This window comes from Fuerstiella sp. (assembly GCA_022447225.1).
Taxonomy (GTDB): Bacteria; Planctomycetota; Planctomycetia; order Planctomycetales; family Planctomycetaceae; genus S139-18.
Genome location: JAKVAZ010000001.1, coordinates 562,597 through 580,087, shown reverse-complemented (window position 1 = coordinate 580,087; position 17,491 = coordinate 562,597). Strand labels below are relative to the sequence as shown.

Sequence of the window (17,491 nt, the reverse complement as noted above, 5' to 3'; positions counted from 1 at the left end):
TTGTCAGGCAGCCTTTCTCTCGGGGTCCCCGAGAGTTTCCCGGCCGGAATCCTCTCGCATGGAACCAGACAATAACGAGTAGGCTTTCGGACTGGTGTCCATCACTTTAAAGCTTGCCCCGGCCACGACGTCGTCTTCAACTTCGGAAAAATTTTCGTCGTCGTGTTCATCATGCCCGTATGTGTATTCCTGACCGTATCCGTATCCGTATTCGTAGGCACCGGCATGTACTTCGCTGGAAGTATTGGTGATAACACCAACGAGATTCATCCCTACGGAACGCAGTTGATCGACGGCTCTGAGTGCACTGCGGCGGTGTGTTTTGTCCGGATTCAGCAGAAACAGCATACCGTCGACATAATTACCAACAATCGATGCATCACTGACAGGTAACGTAGGCGGACAGTCAACTAAAACCTGATCGTATTCTGACACAGCCCAGTCCAGTATTGCGGCCAGAGATGGCCTCGAAAGTAGTACACCTGCATTCATCATTCGTGGACCGCAGGGAAGAACATCCAGACCCGGAGCTTCGGTGGGAATGATTCGTTCCCTGCACATTTCCGGAACATTTTCGCCGGCCCGCAAAATTTCAGAGAGGCCTCCTTTGCCCCGAATTTCCAGCAGCTTCGACAGACCGGGGCGTCGCATATCAGCGTCTATCAGCAACGTACGACTGCCGGTCTGAGTAAACGTCGCCGCCAGATTGGCTGTGAATGTTGTCTTACCCTCACTTTGCTCACTGCTGGTAATGGCCAGACACTTCGTTTCGGGTTCGGCAAGACTGATCGACGTACGAACCGTTCGAAAACATTCTGTCTGGACCGTAAGCGGATACGCATGAACGTAAATCGGGTGTTCTGCAACCTGGTCCTCGGGCAGCGGTCGGATGATCCCCAGCAGAGGCAGCCCCAGCTGACTTTGAACATCCTCGGGAGATCGAAGTCGGTCGTCGACCAGATCAATCACGTAGATCACGGCAAACGATGCGAAGAGTCCAAAAATGATGCTGATTGCCAGACTACGAGACAACACCGGGGCCACCGGCTTAGCAGGAACCAAAGGGTCCGTTAACACCACAACACGAAAGTCTTCGTCAGATTTCGAGACATCGATCGACTTCAGACGACTTTGCAAAGTTGAAAGCTGCTCGTGAAGGGTCTTGACCTCATGTTCCGCCATGCGGACATCAGCAAGATCCGCATTGAGTTTCTGCGCAGCCTCCGCTGCAGTGGAGTACTCGCTTTCCAGCCCTCTCTTCAGCTCCAGAGTACTGTTGAGCTCAGCGTATATAGTATTGACCATCCATTGGGCCACCTGTGGATCATTGCCTCGACCTTCAAGACGATTTCTGTTTGTTTGATGTGTTGCGTTTAGGCGTTTCTGCAATTGGTCCCGTTTGACAATACGCTGTCTGATTTCCGGATGATTCAGCCCCAGGTTGACCCTGCGTACTGATATTTCAGCCTCGACGTCATGCAGTGAATTTTCAAGTTCTCTGATCGTTTCCGGCGGAACTCCCTGCATTCCAGGAATCTGTTTGATGAGCTCCGGGCCAACCAGCTCCTGCAGCATCGGCATCACCGGCGACAGATCCTGAGAGTTTGACGCCAGTGACCGGATCGTGCGCATGGTGGATTTCAGTTTCACAATACGACTTTGCGACGTTGTCAGCTGACTACTTAACTCGTTCACCCTTTTGACGGTTGGATGAGATTCTTCGGTGCCGTTAACAGTGCTGATGTCTCCGGATGCCTTACGAGCAGCAAGAAGCTGTTGCCCCTTTAACTGCAATTGCCCGGCTACATCCCTGCTTTGTGCCTCCAGACGAACCATCAGTTCATTCGCGAGTTCACCGCGGTCACGTGAGATGAAGCTTTGCGACGCTGCAATGACTGCTTCAATCACAGCGGCGGTCGATTCGGGATCCTGCGAATGATAGCTGAGCTCGACAAAGTTCTGATTGGAATCGAACTTAACATCCAGCATCTCACGTAATCGCCCCGGTAGTTCAGTCGGGGACACTCCCTGAAGTTCCGGCGGCAGCGATGTCAGATTCCGGACCGCATCACTGAGTACCGAATCACTGACGAGCAGTTGACGGTAGCCTTTCATCAGCTCACGTCTGGCAAGAATCGCCTGTTCGTCGCCATCGGTCATGAAGTGACGAATCATCATCGAAGCCGACGCCATATAGGTTTTCGGCGTGCGTTTGAAATGTACCACGCCGATGAAAACGGCAACGGCGACAAATCCAAAGACAATCGCACGATGCCGCACTACCATCCGAAGAAAACGCAGTACTGTCTGCAGTGTCTGCTGAGCGGATGTGCTGTCGGACTGCTCGAAACCGTAGAATTCGTTGTCCAATATTTGCTGAGTTCGGTCAGACATGAGTGCGGAAAATAAAATCTGGTCGAATTGTGATTGGGGCAGATTACGGCAATGTGGCTACGCGCGCTGTGTTTGCAAGACCGGTAAGACCGCCCAGTGTCGACAACGTAAACGTGATCAGATTTTCTTCCACGCTCACAATGTCATCGGGAGCCAGTAATAGATTCTGTTCGTCGTGTTTCTTTGCCTGACGGATCAAAGCCCGGATACGTATGGTTTCATCTTTGCCCGGTACCCGCCGAATGATGTCGACCCGGTTTGAAACCCAGGATGAATAGGTTGGACCTCCCGCGAGCGCCAGCGCATCAAGCAGCCGGATATTTCGTCCGGGCGGAATCTCCAGTTCGCGGTCTCTTATAACGCCAATGATCCGAATAGTTCGTGCAGGTACCTGCTCAAATGTAATCGTGGCACCCGGCGGGATTTGTGTGGCTGCCAGTTCTGCAGCAGACGTGGTTGCCAGATTGACACTAATAGATTCACCAACGTTTTCCGTTTGACTCACCGTCGTCAGGTGGTCTCCTCTATCCCAGTGTGACTCCGCCCGATTCACAGTCACCTGCCCCGTCGCAGCTTTCGTGAGACCACCGGACCGGACAATCACGTCCGCCAGCGTCAGACTCGACTCAGGAAATTCGAGAATTCCCGGAGCATCGATACCACCTGAGACAACAACGGAGTTGAGTCTGCGGCCCTCCAGTTTCAGGTCGACAGCAGGCGTGAGATAAACGTCTCGGGCGATGCTCTCTTTCACAATTGTCTGTTCCGCCTGGGCACGGGTGAGGCCCACGAGTCTGATCGGACCGATATTCGGCAAATGAGCGACACCTTCATCATTCACGCCAACCGGCCACTTCTCAACGCCGTCTGCGTTACCAAAACCCGAATGCAGCGAGACCTCCAGTCGATCTCCTTCACGAATCTCGTTCGGTCCGGCGATTGGGCGGGCATACGCCGTGAGATTCAGTAAGGAATAGTCGGAAACCGGTCGAGCAGCATATTTCTTCGGCATTGAACTAACGGAATACGTGTTGTGGGCGCAACCGGTCAGGAACAGACAGCTGACGATGGAAGCCACGACGACAAAGCCGGCCGGCATGCCGCCCCGCGGTTCCCGTTCCCGACTCGCCCGGTCGGCGAAACCATTGAATTCCTCAAGGTCTCGTGTAACCACAGGCGCGAAAATCGCTGTATGTGAATCCGGAAGGCGGAGAATCACTGTGCAGTTCTTTCAGTTCACAGACGCCCGTATTCACGAACGGGTGGAGTCGCCCGGTTCGGTCTTACTCTTCCTTAAAGAGATGAGAGAGACGGAAGAGTTAACGCAGATTGATATCGCAGACTGCTTCTCGGCAGCAACCCCCATTTGTCAGCCACGATCTGCATTTTTTGCCTAAGTTCACGCAGCCGACGGAATGAAGAATACCGAATCCTACTGAATCGGCAGATTCGGCAGGTATCCGTCAAATCGAAAAAGCAAAACTGAGTAATTGGGCAATTTAAGGAACATGCAACAGCCGGGCTCAATCCTGGATCACTTTTGCTGCGAATACCCGGTGCACTCAATTTACAGGCCTGTGTCATGGCGAGACCCGAATATTTTCCACAGACGGTGTGAAGCAGGGGCAGGGCAGGGCACTTCGAATATCACCGGGTAATGCGTTCAACTGAGCAGACATGCACCACACACGGGGAAACTCATATTCACGTTGAAGCAACCAGCAATTTTTGCCGGTGTTGGTGCCCCATTACGAAACACACAGAGCGTCCTTGAGAATAACAATGTTCATCACTCTTGTGAGAATGCGATGAACAGACAGATACTTTGTGCAATTCATCCGGCAGTGTTTCGGAAATTCTGATCATTGTTCGAATCCACGAAAGGAACACGAATGCATTTCTCCTTCAAACAAATCACTGCCCTTTTTATGGCAGTATTGTTCGTGTTGCCGGCAAACCTCATTGCTGGCTCGACAACGCAATCTCCTGCCAGGCCAAAACTGCGAAACGTTGAGTTGGGGCAAGATGGTGCTGTCATCGGACGCGTTCTCGACATCCACGGTCAACCCGTTGCCGGTACAGTGGTTGAGATTTCGACCAAAGACGGCAAACGTGCCGTTGAGACCAACGAAAGAGGACAATTCACACTTACCGGCTTCCGTGGCGGCGTTTGTGCGATACAGGTTGATGATGCTAAATACGGTGCCCGCCTCTGGACACAGGGAACAGCTCCACCGAAGTCTCTGAGACAATTCACTGTGGTCAACGAGCCGATTACCGTTGTCCGCGGACAAGACGGAGATGGCATGCTGGCCGGTCTAACAAGTGCCCAGTGGCTGGGCCTGCTGCTGCTTGCCGGTGGTATCACGGCAATCGCTATCGCTGCTGACGACGATGCCAGCTAGTCCCGATACTCAGCATACGCAACTGAAGACTCAAAACGAGGCTGGCCCTGTACCAGCCTCGTTTTCTCATGCGCTGAACCTGCCACACACCGTCCTCGTGTGTCCATTTGTCACTGCATCACTGTCAGGGTACAACAGAACGTGTGGGTCAGGACATTTTCCGAACAGTGACGGTTGGTTTAATACAGCACGGCCCTCTCGGGCAGGTTCTTAGTGAGCAAATCCTGCACTGACAGGTTTCGGGAGAAATCCAAAAACAGACAGTGAGATTTTTTCAGGGGCAGTTCGAGTTTCAGTCCAAAAAACCCTGAGTCGCCAGGACGCAAAGTAGATCAGAAACTACCGAGTCAGAATCTTTTGAGATCGATAGGTTTTGCGAAGACACACACAGCCTTGTGAACAATTCACAGACATCCTCAAACAATATGTCAGCATGTCGACTTACGGCTCCCGGACGCGGTGCCGTGGCGAGTATTCGACTGTCAGGCCCATTAACAGAACGCACTGAGGCCATTGACATGGCCTTTTGCGCCGCGAACGGCATGCCGGCTTCAACTGCTCCAATTGATCGTGTGTTGTTCGGATCGTGGCGAGGGGAAGACGTGGTTGTCGTCCGAACCGGAGAAACAGAGTGGGAAGTTCACTGCCACGGCGGCGAAGCGGCGGTCACCCGAATCCTGGAGGAATTCTCCCGGGAGGATTCGCGGGAGATCACTTTGCCGTCAACACTCGAACAGTTGTTGCTCCAGACGCGTACCGCCAAAACAGCCCGCCTCGTTCTGGCGCAATCCAGCGGCGTTCTTAGGGATGCGCTGGTTGCCGCAATACAGGCTGGCACTGCTGATGCGTTCCGTCTGCAACTCAACAACCTGTTGCGCTGGGAAAGCGTTGCCAATCATCTGGTGGACCCCTGGGGTGTCGTTATTGCCGGACCACCCAATGTTGGTAAGTCCAGTCTGCTGAATGCAATTTCGGGGTATGAACGTGCCATTGTCTTCGATCAGCCGGGGACAACACGCGATGCGGTTGAGACAGAACTGGTGCTCAACGGATGGCCGTTTTGTATTGTCGATACTGCCGGCATTCGACGAGACTCCAGAGATCCAGTTGAAGTGCACGGAATTTCGCACGCCCACGATCGGATTACCGCAGCCGACCTGATCCTGATTGCAGTCGACAGCAGCGTTGGCTGGACCAGCGATCATCACGATATCGTGCGGGAAATTCCAAAGGACCGTCAGCGGGCAGTCGTGTATTGCAAAAATGATCTGCCAATGTCAGGTAAGACACCTCCGGAAGAACTGAGTTTGCTGTCAACATCGGCTGATCAGGGAGACGGAATTCGAAAATTAACAGAATGGATCCCGTCAAAACTAATCCCCAACGAACCAACACTGAAGACCGCACTGCCGGTCGCTGGTGTCGCGAATCTTTGTTACGAGAATCTGAATCAGCTTAGGCGAGGCGAATCGCTAAACCTGCTTCAGGACAGGATATCTCAATGGCTGAATTCACAGTCCTGGTAAAACGCCGAAGAATCCCGCTGAGTTTATGTGGACAATCTCAGACACCAATCAGACCACGGTCGGGAACGCTGGTTCCCGATCAGAACATTTCGCCGGGAATCGTTATCCGATCGCGACACTTCCTTTCCACATCTGTAAGCTGTCAATTCACGACAACAGGGTAAAACAAATAAAACAGTCTGTGGAGAACAACGATGAAGAAGACCATTCTGTGTCTGGCAGCTGTTGCAGCGGCGAACTGGGGATCTCTGCTGAGCGCAGAAGAATTAGTTACTCTGGGCATGGATGATCTCACCTCGGGAATTCCTGGCACTGGCGAGCTAACGCTGCAACAGGCCAGAGAATGGCTGGCTGTTCCGGCTAATCATGAGGCGCTCGACGTGAAACTTCCGCTGGGCCTAAGTGCCGGTGAGCGGGATATGCGGGGCATCAAAGCAAATCCACTCACCCGGGCTAAAATTGAACTTGGCCGCCAGCTGTATTTTGATACCCGATTGTCGGCTGACAACACAGTCAGCTGTGCAAGTTGTCATCATCCGCAGGAAGGCTTTGGGCGGCATACACAGTTTGGAGTCGGCATCGAGGGGCTGAAGGGTGGCCGGAATTCTCCTGTCAGTTACAACCGAATTCTGAGTGATGCACAGTTTTGGGACGGTCGAGCCGGTTCTCTGGAAGCTCAGGCCGTCGGCCCCATCGCCAGTCCAATCGAAATGGGCAACACGCACGACGGAGCGGTGTCAACACTAAAGCAAATTCCTGTCTATGTAGCAGAATTCAGGGCCGTGTTTCCAAAGTCCGGTGTAACGATTGACAATGTGGGCAAGGCCATCGCATCTTTTGAACGAACGATCGTTACCGGTGCCACTCCGTTTGACTATCGCGATGCACTGAAACCATTTACCTCACTGGAAGACGAAGACCTGAAAGATCTCAGGGAAGATGATCCGGAAACCTGGCATAAGTACCTGAATCTGCAGAAGGGTGCCAGGAACAATCCGATGTCAGAGAGCGCCGTCCGTGGAGAGGCACTCTTTTTCAGTAAAGAAATCGGCTGCAGTAACTGTCATGTGGGAGCCAACCTTTCGGATGAAAAGTATCACAATCTTGGTATCGGAATGGATTCCAGCATGCCAGACTTGGGCCGTTTTGCGGAGACCAAAGACGAAAAGGACAAAGGGGCTTTCAAAACTCCAACCATTCGCAACGTGGCCCTGTCCGCTCCGTACATGCATGATGGCAGCCTGAAGACACTTGAAGAAGTAGTTGAACACTACGTCAAAGGAGGCACAAAAAATCGCTGGTTGAGTGAAAAAATGAAACCACTCAAGATCACCAAACAACAAAAGAATGACCTGGTGGCCTTCATGCGATCTGTCACAGGCCGTTATCCGAAAATTGCTTCCGGACGATTGCCGGAATAGTGGTCCTGCTGCAGTGCGACCGGTCTCTAACCGATTATCCACGACAAACAGGGACTGGCTCACTGCCATAAGTGAACGGGCACAAACACTTTAACCTGTTGAGTCATGTGTCTGTCCCCGAGCTCCTCCGGCCAGCAGGAGGTCTCCCCAAAAACGTCAGACACCGTGCCCGCCGGCACAGCAATTGTTTGACTTAGCGAAACCGTCCTGGTCCGGTTTCTGCTTCCTCCGCAGCCTGTGAATGATCCGGGCTGTGCGGGGTGCCCCGTGTCTGCTGAAGCGTATCATGCGTCGGCAGTCCCCTGAGGAATCCTGACCGGGCTGCGAACACCGGCAATGACAAAAAATCAATGTAGCCCCTTCGATAACGTTCGTGCTAGGCTGCTGTATTGATTGATCACATGTCCTGTAAGGGAGGATGCTGCATGATCCGGTCATCTGACGAGTCACCATCGATCATGAAATTCATCGGAGGAGTCCTGCTGGGCATCGTCATGACGTTCGTGTATGTCCGATATTCGTGGAAGATGCCGGAAGTTACCACGTTCCCGGGTAAGATTACTGAAGCGGCAATTGTTACAACCGCAGGAATTGATCTCTTCCGTCCTGAAGCTGGCGATGATGTTCGTCGGCGGGCATTCTCCATTGTCATGTCTCAAAAGTCCGACGAATTGGTTGAGATTGATCGTGAACTGGGAAGTCCCCTGATGGAGGAACTTTTGCGCCGTAAGGCATTTCGCCAAACAAAGCTGATCAGGCATCAGATGTCGGGGTACGAAACTGTTTTGAATCAACCGGCTCTCCGCAAAGCGCTGGAAACGAAACACGGCAAAACGGAAGACGACGAGCAACTTAAACGTCAAATGCTGCTGTCGGCAATCCATGAAGAAGAATACACCAGCTGGTACCTGCGAACCCGTTTTCCTCAACTCGTACCATCTGACTGGATTGATCTGGTAATGAATGTGTACGAGAACGAATTACGTCCGGAAACACGGGTTGCTGCTCAGCCGAATTCCGTGGTTCGATAGCAAATCATCGAATTCCAACCGGCGAAGCATCCAGGGGGATGCAGCCGATGACCACAGTGACCTTATTCGGCATGTCCGTCAGGCTGAAAAACATGTTGACGCACGGCGGAATCCGTCTCGCTACAGATTTTTGCAGTATCAGACTGTCTGACCGGTCCTGTTCTACCTAATGGTTATTCGACGGACGCAGGTGCAAACCCGTTGCGCATTGTGTTCTCCGTGATATTCACAGGAACAAGAAACTGTAGAAGGTAATCCGGACCACCTGCCTTACTGCCGGTCCCGCTCATGCGATACCCGCCAAACGGATGACGCTGTACCATCGCTCCGGTGATTTCCCGGTTGAGATACAGATTGCCAACTTCAAATTCACTGCGAGCGCGTTTGAGAGTAACGGGACTACGGCTGTAGACACCGCCCGTCAGCGCAAAACGAGTGTCGTTGGCCAGAGCAAACGCATCGTCCAGAGTTCTGGCCCGAATCACGGGCAGTACGGGACCAAATAATTCCTGCTGACAAATCGGAGAGTCCGACCGGGCATCCGCTATAACGTGTGGCCCGACAAATGTCCCCTGGTTGGCTAGTTCTTCTGATGAACCTTCCCAGACCAGTGTTCCGTCATGTTCCGGATCCAGACCGGCGATTGTGGCCAGAATACGTTTGCGTGCATCATCGTCGATCACCGGACCGATCTGAGTCTCCGGATCGTCAGCCGGTCCCAGCTTCAGACACTCTGTCGCTTCCACAAGCCGCTGCATAAACCGGTCATAAATTCCGCCCAGAACAATAACTCGCGAGCAGGCAGAACACTTTTGGCCGGCGTAGGCAAACGCGCTGCGGAGAATACCGGGAATGGCCTCATCCAGGTCGGCATCCTCGTCAACAATAATTGCGTTCTTGCCTCCCATTTCTGCAATCACTCGTCGCACGTTCAGCTGACGATCGTCCGTTTCCGCTGCCAGGCGGTTGATTTCAAGGCCAACACTGCGGGAACCGGTAAAACAGATAAGGTCGACATCCGGGCTGCAGACAAGTTCGGGACCAATGGTTTCACCGACACCGGAAACCAGATTGACAACGCCGTCCGGAACGTCGGAATTCTGTATGATATCCATCAGCTTCGACGCCACGACCGACGATTGTTCGGCCGGCTTCATAATCACCGTATTACCCGCCACCATGGCAGCTGCCGTCATACCGGTGAGGATTGCCAAAGGAAAGTTCCAGGGCGCGATCACAACCGCTACACCCCGAGGTCGATAGCAGTACGTATTTTCTTCGCCTTTGAGGTGACACTCCTGTGGTTGATGCAGACGTCTCATTTCCTGCGCATAGTACATGCAAAAATCGACAGCCTCAGACACCTCTGCATCAGCTTCCACCCAAGGCTTGCCAACTTCACTGATGATCCACGCCGCCAGTTCAAACCGTCGTGTTCGGATCTCTGCAGCAATCAGTTCCAGACAATCAGCCCGTCGTCCGGCATCGGTCGACGCCCATTGCGGAAACGCACGTTCGGCTTCCCGAACGGCGTCGGCAGCCTGATCCGAACTGGCACTCGCAACTCGCCCGACAACCTGTGAGGTATCAGATGGATTCCGCGACACCAGGATGCTGCGGCTGTCACACGACTTGCCGCCAATAACAAGTGGATATTCACGTGAAAATTCGGACCGGACGTCTTCCAGCGCCTGTTGCATTGCGCTGCGATTGTCTTCGATACTGAAGTCGGTCGGAGGCTCATTCGAAAATCCTGTCGCAGTGACAGATTCAGTAACAGGTTCCTCGGCAGCATGTTCGGACGGTTTCATAAGCAGCAATTCCGGACGTCGGTGTTCTGTAAGACTTTGACGCAGAAACGAATCGTTGGACGTATTTTCAAGCAGGCGACGAACCAGGTAGGCCATGCCGGGAATCAGTTGGCCAAACGGCGTATAAATTCGGACACGATATCCCATTTCCGAAAACAGGTGTGCCTGTTCGTCACCCATGCCGTACAGCATCTGAATTTCCAGATTTTGTTCCGGCACACCGTATTCTTCGGCCCAGGCAAGTCCATGAGCCAGACTGCGCAGATTGTGGCTGCCCAGGGCCGGGCGCAGCCACTGGTGGTGCTTCAGGATGAACCGGACCTGTTTCTCAAAGCTGTCATCCGACTGCCACTTCCGCTGAAAAACAGGACACGGCCAGCCGCGGGATTCGGCCATGGTGGTTTCATAGTCCCAGTAGGCCCCCTTAACCAGTCGCACTGTAACGGGCGTTTTTCGTTTTCTAACCCACTTCAGCAGACTTTTGAGTTCGGTTGCGGTGTCCTGCAGATAGGCCTGTACTGCGATCCCGGCATCAGGGAATTCACGAAATTCATCTTCCATAAGGATCTGTCTGAAGATCCCGGACGTCAGACTGCGGTAGTCACGCTGTTCCATATCGAAGTTGACAAAAACATGGTGTTCCTGAGCCAGCCTCAGGATGGGACGCAGACGTGAACACACACGTTCGGTGGTACCGATGGGGTCGATGGTCGAAAATCGACTGTCCAGAGCAGACAGCTTAAGTGAGAGATTGAGTCGCGGCAGTGCACCGGCACTATCACGGTCAATGCGGTTGACTTCGGACCAGCTTCCGACTGGTTCGGACATACCGACAATCAGATCCATGTATGTCTGTTGATAACGGTCCGCTTCTTTTTCGCTGATAACGGCTTCACCCAGCAGATCCAGCGTAAACGCATAGCCGGACCGACGCAGCTCCTCAACCGAATCCAGGACCTGACAGACTGTTTCACCCGCGATAAACCGTCGTGCCATCCTCGACACATTCGTGCGGGCGTTCCAGGCTAACGCCCGACTCAAAATACTGTTACCCGTCGACAGATCCAGACCCAAACGAGCTGCAAACGGCAACCGTTCACGAACCTCCTGAAAGTATTCTTCCAGGTGCCGGGCAATCGATCGGTGGTCCCTGAGCATCGGCAGGACATCGACAAAGCGAAACATCTGTAACTTAATGGCTTCGTCTTCCATGGCCCAGTTCAGCAACTGGTCCTCCCACCAGCGTCCGTGGAACATGGATGGAGTACCATGTTCCAGTCGGTCCAGCAGGTCCTGCCCGATCTCCTGCGTACGTCGTTCAACGCGATCTTCGATTCGAGAGCGTTTTGCCATGAGCGAACGGCAGCGAATGACAGAGGCAGGGATGAGCGGAAACAGATGTAATCAAAGTCACAATCCGAATGAAAAGTGTACCGGTTTCACAGATTGTTTGAAGTACCGGATCGTCCCAGATTCTTCTGTTCCCAAAGTCCGGTTTGACGACATGCAGCAAACATACACGCTGATTCGTGACGCGTTGCAGAGATAAACAATCCACACATCACTTAAGACACAGAAAAATGAATTGACGTGGCCGACGAACGCCGGAAGACCTCTTTCTGCGAACCGGGAATCTGAAACCTCATACAAATATATTCCGGATCATTCGAATGCTGCTGCCAGTTCATACAAAAAGAGCCGAATTACAATGCTGTAATTCGGCCTTCAAAAGCGTCTCTGAACGATGTCATCTTCGTACTGGCAGTGATTGTACGAACGTGAAATAGCGATTTGGCAGTTCCGTCGGCGCAGAACAGACGTCTCCGCCCTCAATTCTGCCCGATCAGAGTTTTTCTAGTTCACACTTCGATCACTAAATTTCGTTGCCGATTCGGACGCACGAATTCGTCTGGACAGACCGGATTCTTCCCGGTTTACAGGAACAGACTGGCCGCCTGAGGAATCGCTTGCCACTCGCGGACCCGCTTTCTGCGGGTTCCAGCCGGCAGTAGCCCAGGTTGGATACTCGTCTGCCACACTGATCGCCAGATCCTGAAGCGTTGCCCGTAATTTGCGTGATGTCATCTTTTCGTTGGCAACCACTCGCTGCAGCACAAACCGTTTGTTGGTCGGAATATAGGCAAAGAATTTTCCATTCCCAAGGCGATCATTAGCTGCCAGCAGTCTGAGGAGTGCGGTCCGGGGCACTGCACTTGAACTTCGGGGAAGCTGATCCAGCCAGGCCATGACCCACACCGATTCTTCGTTGCGGCTCAGCACTGCAGACATGCTGAATTTCCACTCTTCACCCTGAATGCTGGTCTTGAACACAAAATCATAACGTTTTTCTGTTTTCGCCGGCTTCAGACCAATAGCTCTCAGAGCGCTGCCCAGCTTTTCTTCGGAAAGCTGTCCCGGTGGTCTTTGAGGACGGTCATCAACCTGCTGAGCAATGACCGCACCTGCTCCGGCAGCCACCAGGAGACCCGTCAACAGAAACAGATTGAAACGTCTCATCGGAATTGCCCTCCTGGCAATGACTGTCATTGTGCTGTCCGGCGCTGCGGGCAAGGGGAGAAGTTCCACTCGGGCCCCGTCCTCAATAGCGGCTAGTATTCACTGTGAGCTGCTTAAGGTCGCAAAATCTGCCGTTTTTGGACTTCAGCACCCGTAAAGATGCTTGAGACAAATTTGTGACCAAGTTTCAAACTCTTCTAATTCGCCTGCCAAACGTTCCGGTGGCGCGAATCCTGCGTCTATCATCGACTGTTCACGTGGCACAACTTTGGGTTTGTCCAGATTGAAAATGTGCACAATGCCCAAATGGACTTTTCCCACGTCGGATTCGTCGTCATTGATCAGTCCGACACACGATTCAGTCCATCCGCCCTGCAAATCAACTTCCTCTTCAATCTCGCGTTTCATACCTTCCAGGTAAGGGGTCCGGTCGCCACCCACGTCAACTGTCGACACATGCCCGCCAACACCTACTGACCGTTTTGCGTGCAGACGCGCTTCCCCCTGGCCGTTTCCTCGACGGTATTCAAACACCTGATCGTCATACTGAAAAATGCAGTAGGGAATCAACTGTTTGAAGGACGGATCTTCCTCCATGTCCGGACGTGGGCGGTAACTGGCATAAGCGGGATCAAGAATCACATCCAGATAGCGATCAGTATCGCTACAGAATCCCTGGAAATGACCAATTTCATGAAAGACACTCGTCGGGATCACAAGCACATGTTCGACTGCCGTATGAGTTTGAGACATGATTTTACTCCTTCATTAATTTGGCAGGTTAAACCTGAAATACATCATTAAGAAGCATCCAACTGCGCTGACGGCCCCTCCATCAGTTGACGCACTGCGGAACCAATATCCGGCTGACGCATGAGTGACTCACCCACCAGAATTCCACCAACCCCGGCAGCAGCCAGTCTGAGGACGTCGCCATGAGTTCGAATTCCGCTTTCACTCACCAGCAAAACCTCAGGTGGAATCTGATCCATTAAATCGAATGTGTGGTCCAGAGACGTCGCAAAGGTTCGCAGATCGCGGTTATTGATGCCAACCAGCCGTGTCCCGGTATTCAGAACACTTTGCAGATTGGTGGCATCGTAAAGTTCGATCAACGTCTGCATTCCCAACTCCCCGGCAAACCGGTGAAGATCATTGAGTTCATCCTGGCTGAGGCATTCGGCTATCAGCAAAACACAGTCAGCTCCCGAGGCTCTGGCCTCAAGAACCTGATAGCGATCAAGGATAAATTCTTTTCGCATCACCGGCAGGCTCACCTGAGACCGAATCTGCTGCAGAAACTTCAGGTGTCCCTGGAAAAACTTTTCATCCGTTAAAACACTCAGACACCGGGCTCCGGCAGCTTCGTAAGTGCGGGCAATGTCCACAGGATCAAAATCAGCTCGAATAATTCCGGCGGAAGGTGATGCTTTTTTGACTTCAGCGATCAGCCCAGGCCTGCTGCCCGACAGGGCATTGTGGAAATCCCGGACGGGTGGTGCCGATTCTGCCCGTTGCCACAGCTGTTTTTCCGGTGTTCGCCGCCGTGCAGCCGCTATTTCAGTTCGCTTATGACGTACGATATCAGACAGCAGGCTCGACAAAACGATGCAGCTCCGTAGAAATAAAGCGTTGTACAAACTCAGTCGAACGTGGGTAAAAAAAACAATTGGTTTACCCCATTCAGACAACAGCTGGTAAGGATCATACTGCTGATCAGTCTCAACGCCAGTTTCCTGGCTCTGTTACCGGCATCAGAGACTTGCTGTGCCCGTACATTTGTCTACAGCCGGAATTTCAGCGGAAGAAATTTACATGAATTTATCTGACCTGCCACGGCTGCTGGCTGATTCTGCGGTGACAGAACGGGAGTTCCGCATCGGTGAAATCCTGGCAGGGTCCTGTGTGATGGCCGCTCTGACAGGAAGTCTGTGCATCCTTGCATTTTGGTGGAATCGATATTCACGCGGCACTTCAGTAATGCCCGCAGCCAGTCGACCATTGTTACAGATTACGGCACCGCTGCTCATCTCCGGACTGCTGATGGCCCTGATGATGGCCGGTCTTGCACTTGCGGTTTCATCCACAGATATCAACCCGGACCGGCAAACGTCAACCGCCCTCACTGACAGCATCAAATCAGACCGCGGACAGCCCCCTGTATCCGATACGGACTCCTCCGGCCTGAGGTTACCGGATGATCGCCGGACACAACAAAGCATTCCGACAACATCGCTGACCGGAGACTCAACCGCAGCGGATCGACCGGATTCCCCCAATCTGGCTAAAAAACTTCGTCAGGCTGTGATCTACGACATTGTCCTGATCCTCCTGCTGGGAATACCTGTTTTACTCCTGAATTGGCGACAGCTGCCGTTCCTGAATTCTCCTGAAACCAGTCAGCACAATGACGAGGCGCAGACCGGTCAAACCCAAACCGTTGATGATCAGAATCTCAGCCTGGTTCACTTAAACGTAACAGGCCCTTCATCCTTAGTTTCTGATGACGACATCTCCCGGAATGAAACTCCGGCTGAAGAATGGCAATGGAAACCGGAGTTGCAGTTTGCCACAGAGATCTGTCTGGTGGCCTGGCTGCCCACTGCACTCCTGAAACTAACGCTGGCCCTGCTGCTTCCGGCACAGGACCAGCATCCGTTTCTGGAAATGATCATGAATGGTGTGAGTACGGAATCGTTGCTTTTGATTGCCGTAACTGCAGTGGTCCTCGCACCACTGATGGAAGAGCTTCTGTACCGTGTCGTCATTTTGGGCGGATTCTTAAATCACCGCAGTCCGTTCCGGCTGCCGGTACCACTGGCAATATGCGTGACCTCACTCCTGTTTGCATTCGCTCACGGATTTCCGGACAGTATCGCGCTTCTGCCGCTCGCCGCTGCTATCGGCTGGACATACTGTCAGCGGCGCAGCTATCGGACGGTGGTACTGGTGCACGTTCTGTTCAATGGTTTCAACATCGCAGTCGCCGGTCTGACAATGCTGTAAGAAACCCTGGCTGATACCGGATGTGCTCTAATAACGGTAATGATCCGGTTTAAACGGACCATTGACGGGAACGCCGATGTATTCCGCCTGCTCCTGTGACAACACTTCAAGTCTCACGCCCAGCTTTTCCAGATGCAGTCGTGCGACTTCTTCGTCCAGGTGTTTTGGCAGCATATGAACGCCGATTTCGTAATTATCGGGATCCTGCCACAATGCCAGCTGAGCCATCACCTGATTCGTAAAACTGTTGCTCATCACGAAGGACGGATGGCCGGTGGCACATCCCAGATTTACCAGGCGACCTTCGGCCAGCACAATCAGTGCTTTACCGTCCGGGTAAACGTACTTATCAACCGGTCCGCCTTCGTCGGCCGGAGTTTTGATGTTCACCTTTTCGATGTCACTACGATCATTCAGATAAGCGATCTGAACTTCGCTGTCGAAGTGTCCAATGTTACAGACGATTGCCTGGTGCTTCATCTGATCCATGTGCTCACCACAGATGACGTCTTTGTTTCCGGTGGTGGTGACGAAAATGTCACCCTCAACAGCTGCCTCCGCCATGTTGGTTACCTGATAACCTTCCATGGTCGCCTGCAGAGCACAAATGGGATCGATTTCGGTCACGATAACGCGAGCACCCAGGCCCTTCATCGCCGCGGCACAGCCTTTTCCAACATCTCCGTAACCACAGACGACAACAACTTTACCGGCAACCATCACGTCGGTTGCCCGCTTGATACCGTCGGCCAGTGATTCACGACAGCCGTAGAGATTATCGAACTTACTTTTCGTGACAGAATCGTTCACGTTGATGGCAGGCACTGCCAGCTTTCCAACCGCATGCATCTGATGGAGACGGTGAACGCCGGTTGTCGTCTCTTCAGACAGTCCTCTGATGTTTTTGAGAAGCTCCGGAAATTTCTCGTGAACCATCAGAGTAAGATCGCCACCGTCGTCCAGGATCATGTTTAACGGCTGACCGTCAGGAAACGTCAGCGTCTGTTCAATACACCAGTCAAATTCTTCCTCGCTCATGCCCTTCCAGGCGTAGACGGGAACGCCTGCCGCCGCAATCGCGGCAGCCGCATGATCCTGGGTGGAAAAAATGTTGCAGCTGGACCACGTGACGTCTGCACCCAGTTCAACCAGAGTCTCAATCAGTACGGCCGTCTGAATCGTCATGTGAAGGCAGCCGGCAATTCGAGCTCCCGCCAGCGGCTTCGTCGGACCATATTTTTCACGCAGAGCCATCAGGCCCGGCATTTCAATTTCTGCGATTTCAATTTCTTTGCGGCCCAGCTCTGCCAGTGACAGATCAGCGACCTTATGTGGATGTGACAACGTTGCACTCATAATGAAACAATATCCGCTCTATAA

Annotated in this window: 12 protein-coding genes; 5 read left to right on the top strand and 7 right to left on the bottom strand. The window is 52.8% G+C overall.

Annotated elements, in window-relative coordinates; all coding sequences use genetic code 11:
- Positions 1 to 3: 3 nt before the first annotated feature.
- Together MK110_02130 and MK110_02125 are read right to left on the bottom strand one after the other, a co-directional pair.
- A complete protein-coding gene (locus MK110_02130; GenBank protein ID MCH2210071.1) occupies positions 4 to 2,394 on the bottom strand; it encodes a polysaccharide biosynthesis tyrosine autokinase in 2,391 nt (796 codons plus the stop codon).
- 43 nt (positions 2,395 to 2,437) lie between these two features.
- A complete protein-coding gene (locus MK110_02125) occupies positions 2,438 to 3,613 on the bottom strand; it encodes an SLBB domain-containing protein (GenBank protein MCH2210070.1) in 1,176 nt (391 codons plus the stop codon).
- Between the two features lie 673 nt (positions 3,614 to 4,286).
- Here MK110_02125 and MK110_02120 point away from each other — a divergent pair.
- The 4 genes from MK110_02120 to MK110_02105 all read left to right on the top strand — a co-directional run bounded on the left by MK110_02120 (position 4,287) and on the right by MK110_02105 (position 8,777).
- Positions 4,287 to 4,799 carry a carboxypeptidase-like regulatory domain-containing protein gene (locus MK110_02120; protein ID MCH2210069.1) on the top strand — a complete coding sequence of 171 codons (513 nt, stop codon included), beginning with the start codon at positions 4,287 to 4,289 and terminating at the stop codon, positions 4,797 to 4,799.
- 425 nt (positions 4,800 to 5,224) lie between these two features.
- Complete coding sequence (locus tag MK110_02115) at positions 5,225 to 6,325, top strand: 50S ribosome-binding GTPase (protein MCH2210068.1); 1,101 nt, start codon at positions 5,225 to 5,227, stop codon at positions 6,323 to 6,325.
- 194 nt (positions 6,326 to 6,519) lie between these two features.
- A complete protein-coding gene (locus MK110_02110) occupies positions 6,520 to 7,746 on the top strand; it encodes a c-type cytochrome (GenBank protein ID MCH2210067.1) in 1,227 nt (408 codons plus the stop codon).
- Positions 7,747 to 8,171: 425 nt separating this feature from the next.
- Complete coding sequence (locus tag MK110_02105) at positions 8,172 to 8,777, top strand: hypothetical protein (GenBank protein ID MCH2210066.1); 606 nt, start codon at positions 8,172 to 8,174, stop codon at positions 8,775 to 8,777.
- 173 nt (positions 8,778 to 8,950) lie between these two features.
- Here the strand turns inward: MK110_02105 and MK110_02100 are convergent, their stop codons facing one another.
- From MK110_02100 to trpC, 4 genes are all read right to left on the bottom strand, one after another.
- A complete protein-coding gene (locus MK110_02100; protein ID MCH2210065.1) occupies positions 8,951 to 11,941 on the bottom strand; it encodes a proline dehydrogenase family protein in 2,991 nt (996 codons plus the stop codon).
- Between the two features lie 501 nt (positions 11,942 to 12,442).
- A complete protein-coding gene (locus tag MK110_02095; GenBank protein ID MCH2210064.1) occupies positions 12,443 to 13,105 on the bottom strand; it encodes a hypothetical protein in 663 nt (220 codons plus the stop codon).
- 144 nt (positions 13,106 to 13,249) lie between these two features.
- A complete protein-coding gene (locus MK110_02090) occupies positions 13,250 to 13,858 on the bottom strand; it encodes a phosphoesterase (protein ID MCH2210063.1) in 609 nt (202 codons plus the stop codon).
- Positions 13,859 to 13,905: 47 nt separating this feature from the next.
- Complete coding sequence (trpC, locus tag MK110_02085) at positions 13,906 to 14,709, bottom strand: indole-3-glycerol phosphate synthase TrpC (GenBank protein MCH2210062.1); 804 nt, start codon at positions 14,707 to 14,709, stop codon at positions 13,906 to 13,908.
- 211 nt (positions 14,710 to 14,920) lie between these two features.
- On the opposite strand from trpC, the gene MK110_02080 reads away from it, so the two are divergent.
- Positions 14,921 to 16,111 (top strand): CPBP family intramembrane metalloprotease, encoded by a 1,191-nt coding sequence (locus tag MK110_02080; GenBank protein ID MCH2210061.1) that lies wholly within the window; start codon positions 14,921 to 14,923, stop codon positions 16,109 to 16,111.
- 27 nt (positions 16,112 to 16,138) lie between these two features.
- Here the strand turns inward: MK110_02080 and ahcY are convergent, their stop codons facing one another.
- Positions 16,139 to 17,455: an adenosylhomocysteinase gene (gene ahcY / locus MK110_02075; protein MCH2210060.1), complete on the bottom strand. Its 1,317-nt coding sequence runs from the start codon at positions 17,453 to 17,455 to the stop codon at positions 16,139 to 16,141.
- Between the last annotated feature and the right edge of the window lie 36 nt (positions 17,456 to 17,491).

Excerpts from the sequence above, each read along its gene's own strand:
- MK110_02130 (MCH2210071.1), bottom strand. The coding sequence starts at position 2,394 with ATGTCTGACCGAACTCAGCAAATATTGGACAACGAATTCTACGGTTTC.
- MK110_02120 (MCH2210069.1), top strand. The coding sequence starts at position 4,287 with ATGCATTTCTCCTTCAAACAAATCACTGCCCTTTTTATGGCAGTATTG.
- MK110_02115 (MCH2210068.1), top strand. The coding sequence starts at position 5,225 with ATGTCAGCATGTCGACTTACGGCTCCCGGACGCGGTGCCGTGGCGAGT.
- MK110_02110 (MCH2210067.1), top strand. The coding sequence starts at position 6,520 with ATGAAGAAGACCATTCTGTGTCTGGCAGCTGTTGCAGCGGCGAACTGG.
- MK110_02105 (MCH2210066.1), top strand. The coding sequence starts at position 8,172 with ATGATCCGGTCATCTGACGAGTCACCATCGATCATGAAATTCATCGGA.
- MK110_02100 (MCH2210065.1), bottom strand. The coding sequence starts at position 11,941 with ATGGCAAAACGCTCTCGAATCGAAGATCGCGTTGAACGACGTACGCAG.
- MK110_02095 (MCH2210064.1), bottom strand. The coding sequence starts at position 13,105 with ATGAGACGTTTCAATCTGTTTCTGTTGACGGGTCTCCTGGTGGCTGCC.
- MK110_02090 (MCH2210063.1), bottom strand. The coding sequence starts at position 13,858 with ATGTCTCAAACTCATACGGCAGTCGAACATGTGCTTGTGATCCCGACG.
- MK110_02080 (MCH2210061.1), top strand. The coding sequence starts at position 14,921 with ATGAATTTATCTGACCTGCCACGGCTGCTGGCTGATTCTGCGGTGACA.